This window comes from Chryseobacterium kimseyorum (assembly GCF_025971945.1).
Lineage (GTDB): Bacteria > Bacteroidota > Bacteroidia > Flavobacteriales > Weeksellaceae > Chryseobacterium > Chryseobacterium kimseyorum.
The window spans coordinates 14,540-28,906 of the sequence record NZ_JAPDHW010000016.1; the positions used below are offsets into that span (position 1 = coordinate 14,540).

The following is a 14,367-nucleotide window of genomic DNA, read 5'->3' on the forward strand; positions in this document are numbered from 1 at the left end:
ATAATTAGATTTAAAATATTCACGAAAAAATTAATATACTTATAAGATGGACGATCTTGTCAAAGAACTGCAGATAAGAATACAAAAGCTCGAAAATGAAATCAATTTCAAAAATGGACTGATCTCAATAATGTCTCACGACTCAAAAGAAATGTTTGGAAATTTTCTGTGGATTATAGAAGCGCTGGACCAAAAGACGATCAGTGTAGAAGATTTTTATAAGTTGTTGCCACATGTTAAAAGTGATGCAGAGAAAAACCTGCGAACTGTTCAGGATAGCACAGTCTGGTTAAAAACACAATATGGCGATTTTAAGATTAAGCCTGTGAGGATCAAGGTTATGGATCTATTTAGACAATTAGAAGAGAAATACGCGAAAGCATTAAAAGAAAAAAATATTAATTTTTTTTTCAATGGAGATCAAAGTGGAAGTCTTACAACAGATCGTCTGCTGTTAGAATTTGTTTTAGACAAAATTTTTAACAATGCAATAAAATACTCGTTTCCTGGTCAAGAAATTTATTTACAGCAGGCTATATCAAGTGATAAGGTCATACTTTCTGTGATTGATTTAGGAACGGGAATCGATCAAAAATATTTATCAACAATATATAGCTATGACAATCCGATTTTCAATGGCACGGCCGGAGAAAAAGGTGTCGGATTAAGTTTGAAAATTGTAAAAAATTTTATATCCTTGATGCAGGGAACCATCGATATTATATCTTCTGAAAAAGGAACTACCGTTTCCCTATTTTTACCTAAATTTAATGAATGAATGCTTTAAAATTAAATGTTCGTATTATTGTAGCAGATGATCATGGTATCGTTAGAATGGGTTTGATTCAAACGATTAAACGACTCAAGCCGGAAGCGATAATCATAGAAGTAGAGGATTATAAGTCCTTGTACAAAATGATTCTGAAAGATGAATTGGATCTTGCTATTATGGATGTTAATATGCCTAATGGCACCGTTCAGGAAGCGATAGATTATATAAAAATTCACAAACCTGATTTAAAAATTCTTATATTTTCTTCACAAGATGAAGAGGTGTATGGGATGCGTTATCTAAAGATGGGTGCTGGCGGTTATCTAAGCAAGCAAAGTTCCACTGAAGTGATTGAGCAGGCTTTGAAATCTATGCTCACAAAAGGCCGATATATCAGTGACAATGTTAAAGAAGCGATGCTTTTAGAGTCATTAAGTGGTTCTGCAAAAAAATCTCCTTTTGAAACACTCTCTGATCGCGAACTGCAGATTGCCACAAAGCTTGCAGAAGGCCTGCCCCTTAAAGAAATTTCCAATCAGTTTAATCTTCATTCATCTACGATCAGTACATATAAAAATAGACTATTTGAGAAGCTTAAAATTCGTTCCATACCAGAATTGGTAGAAATATTAAGGTTGTACAATCAGTAGATATTTGCTATCATCCGCTTTTTAACATTCCGAGAAATCGGATAATCTTTCAACAAAACGCACCTGGCCGTCACTAAGAAGGGATTGTAATAGGTTTGCATTCATAATCCCAGCACATTCTGAATTCAGAAGTTGCTCTCTTATTGCTCAAATATATAAAAGGCCCCGCAGTGAATTTGAATAGTGTCCGTTCTGTAAAAACTAAAAGTAACCAGAGTAAATAAATAACAAATATTTATTTTACTCAAAAACTTTTTCGGAGATTTCAATATTTTCATTAAAAGCTGTGGCGAAAAACTCGTGACTTCTGGGTTTTGTTCAAGAAACCGAAAGAGGATTGAAAAGTATTTTACTGCACTAATAATTTGGTCAACAGCAATTTCGTTAAACACTCGGAAAGATGGATAAATCAGTTCACCGACCCACTATTATATGATCAGAAGAACTGATAATCCCAATCACAGAATTCAGTATACTTAACATTCTATACAGGGAAAATTTTAAAAGTCTATAGATCATCTTTCTTTATGACAAGATATACTTACCTATTTCCATAGTTGTTTTAATGTTTGCAGAATATAATGAAAGTAGATGTATAATTTTAATATTAATAAATGCATTTTGTATGAGTGAATGTATTTACTGTTTTTGTAATTTTGTCCTCTAAAATATTAAATGAACACCAAATCCCTACAATGCCTGAACGTTTTACTATTTCTCAGAATGTACAGATTTTAGCGAGTATCCTGGTTGGCAGCATAAGCGGGATCTTAACACGACTGGTTATAAATAAAATAAAAAATAAATCTAAGAAGGAATCTGAAGACATTTCTGAGATGTAGTTTTATTTGGCTGCGCAACAAATTTTTTCAAGCTAAAGTGTGCTCCAGGATTGAAAAAAAAAAATTCTAACAATCTTTGAAAAATCATAAATCTGAGAACCATTTTGATACCAACAGAATTTTACTGATGAAACTGATGATGTTATCTCTTAAATTTGCCAGAAAGAAAAAGACGGTCTGATTTAATGGAAATTGAAGAGAGACTATTCAACGGCTATTACGGTAGGGAATTTTTATTTCCCCATATACACTCTAAATCTATTGCCAGGAAAGTGGCCCGGATTTTTGCGATTGGTCCCTCCTCAAAGAGAGAGTTATAGATTTGTCTAAATCAACTAATCAGACTGGTATTTATATTTTTAAAATATTAGAATTAGAAATTAGTTGGAAGTCATGTTAGACTGTTACTAAAAAAATCAGATTCGGTACGTAGAATGTATTTTTTCAATAGATAGATTTAACAATATTTTTTCACTATATACTTGGTCTAATGAGTACCAGTTCTGTATAATAATACGGGGCAATATTTTCTTTGAACCTGTTAGAAAGATTAATATATTTCACTTCCTACAGTCTCGCAAAATCATAAAGCTGATAAAATTTCATCTCTCTGCTAGCAACTGCTTCAGCTAATCCTGGCTTATTTACCGCTAATTCTGCACCCTAGGAACAGCAGTTATTTATACACATTTTTACTAAAATTCTAAACAGTTTCTCGAAATTCCAGCAATTAAAAATGTCCACACACGAAAAAGGGCCAACCGTTTTTTGGCAGTAGTCAAGTATCGTTCTTATTATTCTTTGATTTTTTTCATTATATATTTTTGATTGATATAGTTCAAGATGCATTACCAGTAATATCCTTAAAAATAATCTATATACTTATAATAATATTTTAGCATATTAAATTATGATTAATAACATTAAATACGGATTTATATTTATTGTCAAATTTCTTATTTTTGCAGCTCGAAATTATTAAATGATATAACGCAATACAGCATTAACCTTTCTTTGTTTCCTTTAAAACACAGTTGGCATTTTATCGTGTACTAATAAGTTGAAGCTATGCAGGTATCTCTTAGTATTTTTTCACCAGCACAAACATACTTTAATAGGATTTATATATTGACATACCTTGCTAAAAAGGTCTGACATAAAAAGATATTATCAATCAATCTTATTCATGACAAATTTATTATCATTGAAACTACAATTATGTTTCAAGATGTTGTTAAGTGTAACACTTCTGTTACTGAGCAACAATCTATTGTTTGCTGACGGGTCAAAAGACCTCTATCCCAACGGAAAGTTAGGATATCGCGCATATCTGAGATGCAGCCTCACGGCAGATACGGAAAGGTGGCCTTTTCCTACCAATGGAACCCATTATGTATATGCAAAACAAGGCGAACGTATTACGCTCGCTTCAAGTGCTCAACTTGATACAACAAGTTCCGCTATAAAGTTGTACAATCCAACCGGAACTCTTATCGTGAATGATGCTACAATTGCTGGCCAGATAGCAAGCAGGGAACAGGAGAAAAATGGCCCTAAGCTTTTCGGAGAAAATAGTACGACAAAGTACACTCCCATTTACTATACCGTTCCAGCTGGTGGGGATGGTATTTATCGGGTTGAATTTTTGGCAAGAGGTCCTTCCGAGCCCAGTGCTACCATTTTGGCGGATGCCAATTGGACACAAGGTAGTACGGCAGGAATTTTTGCGTGGGATATTTCTGTGATTAATAATACAAATACTGCATTTATTCAGGGTCGTGTATATACGACTCTTCTTAATCTGTCGAATGGAACCGGCAATCCGAATACCAACGGATTCAGAGGGATAGTATACGGTTTAACGGATGATGGTTTCACATATAGAATAAACAATAATGGAAATAATGGACTTTATTTCTCATTTTTCATTAATAATAATGGGTTCAGAGATGCACAGTTAAAATCAATTTACAAAAGTCTCACTGTTACCAATCTGTCAGCGACAGATGTACATAATCCTATGGCTGCAGATATTATCACGCCAACAACACAACAAATTACGCATAAAATTTTCTATACACTTCCTGATCCCAATCTTCCTCAATCCAGCATAGGTGCTGTTCCAGGAGGAAGTACCTGGCTAAAAATCGTACCTATTGTGCCTGTTGTAACGCAGGTTAGTTCACAGGGAGTGGAAGGCACTCAGGGACAGATCAGTTCTAAAGGAGGATATATTAATTTTAATTCCAACAGACCTGCAAAATATACGATTCTTATTAAGAGCAGCGCGACTCCCGCAGCATTTTCTCAAACGGTTCTGACAGGTTTTGCCAATCAAAACGCCAACAGTATACTATGGGATGGAAAAGATGGTGCCGGCCAATCTTTGCCAGCAGGTACACATCAAGCAGAGATATCAGTTCAATTACAAGGGGCGGAGGTTCACTTTCCATACATCGATATGGAATATAATCAGAACGGTACTATCATTGACCTCTTGAATAAAAATGATCTTTCTCAAGTTGAATCCAGTATGGTCTACTGGAATGATATTGATATTCCGAATGTTTCCAACGGGAGCAATTCTCTTCCAAAAAATAATTCGCATCTTCCGCCCATAAACAGTACAGGAGTTAACAGTAATACAAACGGTCACAATTGGGGATTAAATGCTACGGGTACTGGTGGACAATTTGGGGACCAGAAATCAATGGACACTTGGGCATTTGTTAAAGGGCCCATGGAAATACTTGCTTTACCCATTGTATCACGGATTGCTGATCTAAAGATTTCTCAGTTTACGGCTAATAAGACGGCCGTTATTCCCGGAGATGTGCTTACTTTTTTTGTAAAAGCCAAAAATGACGGACCAAGTTCAGTCACTGGATCAAAGTTTACTTTTGTTCATCCAATCGGTTTTACGCCGCAATCGATAGTTTTTGATGGTAAAGGTTGCGGAAATCAATCAACTGCAGTGACCTATAATTCAACCACAAGAACCTATTCTTCAAATATTGATCTTCCTACAGGATGCGAGATCGGATACACTGTCACATTACTTGTAACCAGTAATCTTAATGCGGGAATTCAAAATTTCCGTGCAGGTATTTTACGTACCAATGATGTTACAGATCCAGATGCAACAAATCCCAACCCTTCACAGATGCCGACAGATGTACAGACTGAATGCACCAATAATGGCTTAGGTGGAAATTGTAATAATATCAGAAATATTTCATTTACGTATGCAGCAGCAGCAGCACAGTGTACAGAGCAGGTCGCTGGTGAGAATTTTGCTGTAAGTGGAGGCGTTTCTAAAACATTTGTACAGCCGTCAACCAATAATGGGTTTGTACTGGATATTTTCTCGTTGGATAATTCTTTTAATTTGAATGTGAATGGTGTTAATATTGCGGGCTCAGAAATTGAATTTCAGTCAGGCGTTACCGCACAAGGTATTAATGTCCGTTTCGCAGACGGCGATCAGTATGAAATAAATACACCCTCTATCATGAACTATTCAGGTAATGCTGTTGCACCGCTCATCAGAGTTGTTATCAGTAACACAGGAGCAGTCTCTTTGTTTGGGAGTAAAGTTGCAGGCGGAGCTCTTTTCCCGTTGGAACTATTTAACGGAAATACAATCAATACTGTTCCATGGAATGCGTCGTCGGGTAATACAATAATCATAAATCAAAACATTGTTGGTACGACCAATGTCTCTGGCCGCGGGTATGGGCTGAATTCTGTAGCATGTGTGTGTTACAGTCTTCCAAATACTACATCTGCAGGAATCTCAGCTCAGCATGGCATCACTCTTTTAAATAGAGCGGGAACTACTAACGACAACTGGCCGATGGTTAGAAAGGGAGCGCACACTGTTTTGGAATCCAATACAAAAGGTTTTGTAATCACTAGAGTTCCTACATCTGGACTGTCCGCAATAACTACACCTATAGATGGGATGATGGTCTATGATACCACTGCGAAATGTCTCAAGATTTACATGGTTGATACTGTAACACCTGCTAACACGGGATGGACATGTTTCTCAACACCAGCTTGCCCGTAAAAATTAAGTACTTTAGAAAACGTGTGTCAAATGACTACATAAATTGTAATTAGAAATTAAATGAAAAAATTATATGTAACTGCGTTTACGATTGCGATGGCAATGTTAAACGGTCAAATAATAATTGGTGATGCAATCGGTACAGCACCTGCAGGACAAAAAACTTCAGTTCTTCTTGAATTTGCTGCAGGGCAGAATAAAGGAATTGTACTGCCTTATTTACGCACAATGCCTATAGCTCCAGCCGAAGGAACAATCGCTTTAGATGCCAGCAACGCAACAGATGCCAGAGTTAAATATTTTAATGGAACATGGATGGATTTAAGCGGACAGAACGGAGATGTAACTTCTTCATTATCCATACAGCCTTCTTTGACACAGGTTACAGAAACTATTGGAGCAAAAGCGATTATTGGTTCAGATGCTACTGCTGCGGAGGGAATTCTGGTGCTGGAATCATCTTCGAAAGCTATGCTCCTTCCTACTGTCGAAGATGTCCAGAATGTGATAAATCCCGCTCCCGGAATGATGGTCTACGTTAATAAAGCCGGAGCAAAAAGACTCGCTGTTTTTAATGGTACAAGATGGAGCTTCTGGAAAGCAACATTGTAGTTCATACTGAAATGTTAGAATTGCTTACAAAGTAATCAAAGAATAGATAGATAACCCAACGCTGCTTTAAAAATAAGGCAGCGTTTGATTTTATAATATCTGATCACTCTACAATAGAAGGTGCCTATGCTGAAGGCAGGCTTTATAATACAGTACGATGATCTTATCCTGAACTGTTATAATGCTAATAGAAATGTTTACAGAATCGGTGTAAACTATATTTTTTTTAAGGTATGGAGTCTGTAAATTCGTTGTTTCGTATTGAATAAATCGTTTTTTGAGATTTGATAACTTTCAAAAAGAATTAAGACAGCTTAACAATTTACTGAATCTTTGATTTAAAAGCCCTAAACATAGATTCGACCTTACAGCTGATAGATACTTATTCCCGGATTTTTAACTTTTTCTGCATCGGCATCAATACGTACAAAATCAAAGGCTTCCTGTAGGAAGCCTTCGAAACACCAAATCACAAAATATTAATATGAAAAAAATTTACTTATAAAGCGGTTGCAGTATAAGTTACTGTTTGCGTGTAAGTTCCGGCCGGTTTGCCTAAAATATCGGCAGAAGATGATTTCGCAGCTGGAATCGTGTAATCCAGATTCAATGTTAATGCACTTCCAAGAGGAGCATTGGTGACTAAAGTTTGATCCGTTGCAGATAAAACGACAGCAGTTTTTGTTCCTCCCATTGTTCCGGCAGATCCAGCAGCTTTAATCGTCAAAACATTTACAGGGATTAGGTTGGTTCCATTCATGAAATTGGCACCCCCCGCTTTTACTTTAACGTTAAAGTTCTTCGTTGAAGTCACTTTCAAAGAGTTGGCTTTAGTAATGGTTTGATCAGAGTTATAGTCTGCTGCAGTAGCATAGTTGAAGTCAACTGTATTACCGATTGCTGTACTTCCCGCATCAATAGAGATCACATCGTTCAGGGTAATGTTTACGGTTGTCGTTGCGGTAGTATTTTGAGCCTGAACATTGTTGGTTCCTAAAATGATTGCTCCGATAGTTAAGACTGAGATTGCAATATGTTTTGTCATGATCGTAATATTTAATTTTTATTGTTGTTGAGTTTCCGTCTTTTGAACACTACAAATCTACGGCAGCGATAAAAGTTTCTTTGTAGTGAAAAATGTAAATTCATGTAGTAAAATAACTACACGCTTTATTCATATGATCTAAATAGAAAGCCCTAATGCTTGAAAATGTTGGGGGTGTATATACATTGCTGTTAGTCTAATTCTCAAAGATATGTCCCTTTAATAAAATTTAGTGACATTCTTACTTTCGTGTTGTTTGTGATTTGCACGATGACCAATGGTGTGTGGATTTGTATACCTCTTAAATTAAATATTAGCTGATGACCGCTCTATCTAGATCGTTGATTCTGCATACCTCAGACTCAAAGACGCGCAAATGAAAATCCTCGGTAACGATATTTGGGGTTGCTGATATGTATTATTTTCAGATCACTACTTTTCATAATCTGAAACAAAAGATGATGGGTAATCATTTGGTGTGCTAGGCTATGATTCACCTCAATTTCCTTACGACATTATGCTCCTTTAGTAGGCTCACACTAAACATTCCGATCGTGTAAAAGATTAGTTAGAAGCCAGCGAGCCAAGTACAAAACAACATTTGGAAACAGCCAATAGAATATAAAAATGAGAATCAGACGGAAATTTTATGGTGGTTGGGAAGTTACTACGGGCTGCTGACGGAATATCTCGTCAATATGTAAGGTGGTAATGTTAACCGTATGGAAGAAGTTGCCACCCAACATTACTGGAATTATCCGACAAGTCTAGATTTTTTTGAGACTTCTTATTGCAGATTCTCCCGAATAGTTTTTCAACTTTTGATATCCAATTTTAAAAAGCATTATAATAGGAGGAATTTTAAAAACTGGATTGTTGCCAGGTCCTGAAATTTTGTGTAAAAGTACTCTCCTTTCCTACACTTTATCAGTTTTTAATCTATATCCTTCACTATCCGAGTAGAGAAAATGCTGAAATACATGTCAAGAGAATGAAGTTGATTTTTTGAAAGCAGGGAAGGTAGCAATTATGTGTATACAGATAAACAATTTGGAAAAATGGAATCAAATTGTCTTAAGACACCATATTCATATAAGAGAAAATACTTCCCTCTAAAAACATATAAAACCATTGAAAAACATTAAATTGAATCTCGGATTTTTTGTAGCCGAAAGATAATAAAGATTGAAATAAAATCATAACATGCTGAAAGTAAGCACTACATATATTATTATTGTTTGGTATCTTAAAGATAATAAAAAATGAAAGCAAATCACAACTTCAATTTCATAAAGAACAATGATAAAAAAGTTGCTGTATACTTTTAAGATGCTAAAGAATATAAGAAAATGACAGCCAACTAAAAAGAAAACGAGACCTGAATAAATACTATTTATCCAAGCCTGCTTTATATAATATATTAAATTTGTGTTATCCTTAAGCTGTTTCAATATTGCTCTCTGAAATTGGCAATAAAGCTAAAAATGTATCCAGTTTTTCTGGATTCAGCGTTTGTTGAAAAATTTTCATCGCTATATCCTCGCCTAGCAATTGGCTGTGAGAAAAATAGTTACATAAGATGTAAATTCATATTGGTCTATTTTTTGTGCAGCAGCAATAGTTCCACCATTCTTAAAAGCACCTAATGTAAAAATTCCTGATCTTATCTCATTAAATTATGAGAGACTATACAGCGAGCATTTTACCCTTCACCATTGAAACCATTTGTTACGAAGGATGATAAAAACCCTAGATTTAGACTACACTGGTTCTATAAAGGCTGTTTAGTACAGAAGTTATGATTTTTAGACATTAAATGATCAAGAAAAATATAATGGTTATTGTAATTATAATCTAAGCAGTAGACGGCGGAGGATAATAATAAGAAGATCATTTGACAACTAAAAAAAAAGCCATAAAATTTAGACCCCAGCCGGAATAGAATTGCTAAAAAAAATATCTTGGTATTGAGGTCATATTCCAATTAAATCCACACTACACCGTATAGTGTGGATTTTTTTGAATATTTTTATTAGTTAGAAATTTTATAAATAACTGCTGATGCTCTGATATTTTCGCTCAGCAAATCAAGATTGATCCCACTCTGGTTAGATTGAAAAGTGATCTGATCACCTGCATTAAAACGATACACTGAATCAATATCTGTTTCACTCACTATTAAGCTGAGTACTCCTAAAACACCGAGTAGATTTACATTCGCTCCACTGAATATACTTTCATCCACTAAAGTAGTTCCATTAAATATAGCAATTCTAGGATCTCCACCGGTTAGTGACAAAAGTCTAAGCTGAACTCCATTTCCGTAGCGGAAACTAAACTTTACAGAATAAATTCCGTCTGATGGCACTGTATAAACATCTGTTGCAGCGTTAAAATTTGCGGTTCCCCCTATGACAGCTGCGGGAAAATTTATTTTTTGAAAACCATTAGTTAGCGTAAGTCCCAAGACAGACCCAATACCAGTCGCTGAAACTTTTGTGACTGTACCATTAGTCGTCGTACTTGCAGAGGCAAAAAGGGTATTGTCTAAATTGGTCACTTCCTTAGTGGTATTGTTAATACCTAAAACGGTGTAATTCGTTAGAGTTCCAGAGGTCGGAGTAGTTCTAACTTTTAAATTTCCATTGATGTCTAATGTAGCAGATGGAGTTTCTGTATTAATCCCTACATTTCCCGACTGAGTGAATGCAAGCGAACTTATACACAACATCCCTAAGAGGTAAAGTTTAGTTTTCATGATATAATATTATTTAGTTATGGTTAGTAATACTGTAAATATAAAACATTATAATAGTGTAATTATATGACTTGAATCAATCTTTTTGAATTTTATGTATTTTTATTCCATGTTACGTATGAAATTAATCTTTACTTCCTTTTATTCATTATTGGTAACCTTTTATAACTGTAAGTTGTTACATTACAAAACTATATGCAAATAAACCAGAATCATTAAATATTTTAAACAAATCAAGGCTTAGAGAGTAAAGAAAGGGAAAATTTAAATTGAAACTAATTAATTCACTTTAATGGTAAATATTTTGAGGGTTTAGTCTAGAAATAAATTTTTTTGTTGATTATCTGCAATTGTTCTGAAGCCTCCATTCGTTTAATAACTCTAACGACAGTTTCTAACCGCAAACCTGTTAAATTAGCAATCTGTTTTCGTGTATATGGAATAACGAACAAAGAGTCAGCCTCTCCATGAAAATACGTTTTTAAGTATTTAAATAATATTTCAATTTTCGAAGAAGGATCACCAATAGAAAGAAAACTTGAAATTATATACCTGAAATGCAGTCTGTCAGCCGAATATTTGACAACATTCCACAAGGTGTCTGGATATTCTGAATAAATTTTGAAAACTGCGTCCTTGGCAATCCTTATAACATGGCACTTACTCTCCGCAAATGCACTGATCGCATAATTTTTATCAGTAAAAAGGTAGCTCTCGCCGAAGCAATGTCCTTCAAAAGGAAATCCGTGTACGAATTCTCTGCCGTCCTTGTTGAGACTAGTCAATTTCACAACGCCTTTTATAATTTGGTAGTAATATTTTGGCACAGATCCTTCAAAAAAAATACACTCTCCCCTTTTGTACTCAAATATATCCGCACCATGAGACAAGAGAACATGTTCATTAATTATCATATCACGCAATTATTAGTTGGTTAAATGTACTACAAATCAAGATCAGATGAAATACATTACTCAAAAAATTTCATCCGAAAATGATTTTTGTTTCGAAATTGAACAATTGTAGTAATAGGAAGTAAAAAATAATCGTTTATAAGTAAAAAATAGATAATAGGTCAAAATACTTCATACCAGTAGTTAGCATGGACTATTTTAATGGTCTCTATGCACGTTTAATATTATATTAATAAAAAGAGTGGGATGGGGGTGCATCTAGAAGTCAGGTTTATTGAACACTCATCATCACCTTTAAAAGAAATCATTCAAGTGAAAAATATGAAATAAAATTTAGATTACCCTCAAGCATAAAATTTTTACCAATTAGTGCTAGTATTATATTGCTTGTATTTTAAGTAATTGGTAATAATACTCAATTAAGAACAATAGACTAAACGTTTTTCAACTGTAAATTCAATAGTGTGTAAGCATGAAATAAAGCCACATCCCACAATTACATAATAAAAACAGTTTGTTGAGACCTAATGACCAATGGCAATCGGTGAAAAGAAAGTTTATTCCCCTAACATTCTTGCTAATGGTATATTTAATCATATAAATCGATGGCAAGATAACTCAGGTTTTGTTATTGAATGGATAAGAAATCTTTTTAAAATTAGCATTTGAAAACCACAGTCGAAAATTTGGCCAAGCCAACAATTGTTTTGTTCATCCTAAAGGGCAGTCAGCTGTACCATGATTTATCTTTTCCCACATTCTTCCTATGAGTCCCTGCAAATGTGAGTTTTTTTAAATACGGCTGAAACAAAGAATCCTGGAGTTTATTCTTTGTTCTAGGACATATGTCGTCGTGAAAGTATCTGCTTTAACGAAGACCATTTTCATCACAAATGGTATCACAATCTGAAATATTTAATGGTTGGTATTGTATTCGGAACCATGTTTGTAAAAGCTACAATGAGTTGCTGATTCAGAATTCAAGAAATTTTCCGTTTGTACCGCAAGCAAAAGAAGACCTATGAAGTCTACATCATTGTCAACAAAGAAACTTCCATAATTGATTTTTCATCAACCGATTTCCTAACGATCAAAGAAATGACCTAACCATCTTCCGACCTTAGCTCCTATAGCTATAATATATGTCTAAAAGTTTTTACATCTAATCATATTTTTGGTACTAATAACCATTGACCTTATCAGGTAATGATTATAAATTTGTTTAGTGTTAAAAATCCAAATTACAAAACATTAAGTTCTTTGAAAAGCAATGCCTGCAAATCAAGCTATTCTTGATAAACATATAATAATCTTCATTATTTATGAAAATTTTATTTCTACGCTATTTTTCGATATGTTTTTTCATCTCTCAGTCCAAAGTAAAGCTTGCTCGGCTTTTTTGCTGACAGGAAAAATTATAACGTTGTTGGCTTCAGTGAAAATTGGAAAACTATGCCGGGAATGATTATAATTAACAAAAGGGGTGTTCTTAAAAGAAACATTAGTTGGCAAAATCTAACAACTAATCAACTTAAAGCTAATAAACATTGGACATCAAAGTTCGGTTTTGCCACTTTCAATCTTTTATGATATGACCTTCCCTGTTATGGAGTTAATGAGAAAGGTCTTTTTTTAGTTGAAGTATATTTGGAAGAGTCCGGCAGAGTATATTCAAAACAGGCTGATATGTCTTGGGTACAATGGATTCAATATCAGTTGGATAACTACAAAAATGTATAAGAGGTGACGGATCATCTCAGTGATGGCCCAAACATCGATTGGTGGCCCAATGCTGCTGGAAGTCATTTTTCCTGACTGATGCTAAATAAATTCTGCGACCATTGCCCTATTAAATGGTCAATATAAAGTACTCATAAATAAGGAAATGCCGATGCCTTTGCTATGCAATCATCATTATCACAAGGATCTGACCGCTGCTAAAAAGTTTGATTTTCTTGGCGGAAGCGAAAAGTTTGATTTTGACAAAAACAAAAACTGGGAAGATTGTTACAACCGTGCGTACTATATGCTGAAAAATTATACATACGATTGCGACTATGATTTATTTCCCTCATTATTACGATGAAATGAACATTTTAAAAAAATAGTTTGCTGGCAGAGGTCTTATTATTATCAGAAATCATACGGTAGCCAATCTATTTATAATGAAACTATATGTAGAATTCTTAAATATTAAACCTCAAAATTGGATCGGAAGTACTGCTATCAAAAACAAGTTATAAATTAGCTATCAGGCAGATTTTTTTGCAACCATCGATGAAGTGTACTTTTTGGGATCGAGTATTCTTTTACGACATCTGCTTGCGTCATCTTTCCCGAAATTATTTGCTTCATTATAAAATCTTTAATTTCCTGCGTGTAAATGTTTTTTCTAAAGTGTGCTACTTTAGGGGAGTTCTCTTTATTCTTCTTAACAGCAGCTGGTGGAGAATATAAAATCAGATGTGAACTATATAGTCTAAAAAAATCATAGTCAAGTAATTTTGACCATTTTAAAAGCATATCAGAATCAATTGAACTGCTTTCAAAAATATTATTAACAAAATCTTCGTCTTGACCGAAGAACTTACAGATTCTATCAATTTTAATTCCTTGATGATCAACAAGGTTTTTTATTGATTGTCCAATATGTATTACTTTGTGCAACATTGATAATTGTAATTTTTTTTAAGGATTCGATT

The 14,367-nt window shown here is 34.4% G+C and carries 9 protein-coding genes; 5 read left to right on the top strand and 4 right to left on the bottom strand.

Annotated elements, in window-relative coordinates:
• Window positions 1–130 precede the first annotated feature (130 nt).
• From OMO38_RS17145 to OMO38_RS17160, 4 genes are all read left to right on the top strand, one after another.
• Window positions 131–778 (top strand): sensor histidine kinase, encoded by a 648-nt coding sequence (locus OMO38_RS17145; protein ID WP_264751410.1) that lies wholly within the window; start codon window positions 131–133, stop codon window positions 776–778.
• The gene (locus OMO38_RS17150; protein ID WP_264751411.1) at window positions 775–1,422 is read left to right on the top strand and encodes a response regulator; all 648 of its coding nucleotides are present in this window, start codon (window positions 775–777) and stop codon (window positions 1,420–1,422) included. Before OMO38_RS17145 ends, OMO38_RS17150 begins: the two co-directional genes overlap by 4 nt.
• Before the next feature lie 2,070 nt (window positions 1,423–3,492).
• On the top strand, window positions 3,493–6,336 hold the full coding sequence (locus tag OMO38_RS17155) for a DUF11 domain-containing protein (protein WP_264751412.1): 2,844 nt from the start codon (window positions 3,493–3,495) through the stop codon (window positions 6,334–6,336).
• 60 nt (window positions 6,337–6,396) lie between these two features.
• Window positions 6,397–6,948, top strand: a complete 552-nt coding sequence (locus OMO38_RS17160; protein ID WP_264751413.1) for a hypothetical protein — start codon at window positions 6,397–6,399, stop codon at window positions 6,946–6,948.
• Between the two features lie 499 nt (window positions 6,949–7,447).
• Here the strand turns inward: OMO38_RS17160 and OMO38_RS17165 are convergent, their stop codons facing one another.
• From OMO38_RS17165 to OMO38_RS17175, 3 genes are all read right to left on the bottom strand, one after another.
• A complete protein-coding gene (locus OMO38_RS17165) occupies window positions 7,448–7,993 on the bottom strand; it encodes a peptidoglycan-binding protein LysM (RefSeq protein WP_264751414.1) in 546 nt (181 codons plus the stop codon).
• A gap of 2,032 nt (window positions 7,994–10,025) precedes the next feature.
• Window positions 10,026–10,751, bottom strand: a complete 726-nt coding sequence (locus tag OMO38_RS17170) for a hypothetical protein (protein WP_264751415.1) — start codon at window positions 10,749–10,751, stop codon at window positions 10,026–10,028.
• Between the two features lie 317 nt (window positions 10,752–11,068).
• Entirely contained in the window at window positions 11,069–11,665 is a 597-nt protein-coding gene (locus OMO38_RS17175) for a Crp/Fnr family transcriptional regulator (protein WP_264751416.1), read from the bottom strand.
• A 1,891-nt stretch (window positions 11,666–13,556) separates the two neighbouring features.
• Here OMO38_RS17175 and OMO38_RS17180 point away from each other — a divergent pair.
• Complete coding sequence (locus OMO38_RS17180) at window positions 13,557–13,751, top strand: hypothetical protein (protein WP_264751417.1); 195 nt, start codon at window positions 13,557–13,559, stop codon at window positions 13,749–13,751.
• A 158-nt stretch (window positions 13,752–13,909) separates the two neighbouring features.
• On the opposite strand, the gene OMO38_RS17185 is transcribed toward OMO38_RS17180, so the two are convergent.
• On the bottom strand, window positions 13,910–14,335 hold the full coding sequence (locus tag OMO38_RS17185; protein WP_264751418.1) for a transposase: 426 nt from the start codon (window positions 14,333–14,335) through the stop codon (window positions 13,910–13,912).
• Window positions 14,336–14,367: the final 32 nt, after the last annotated feature.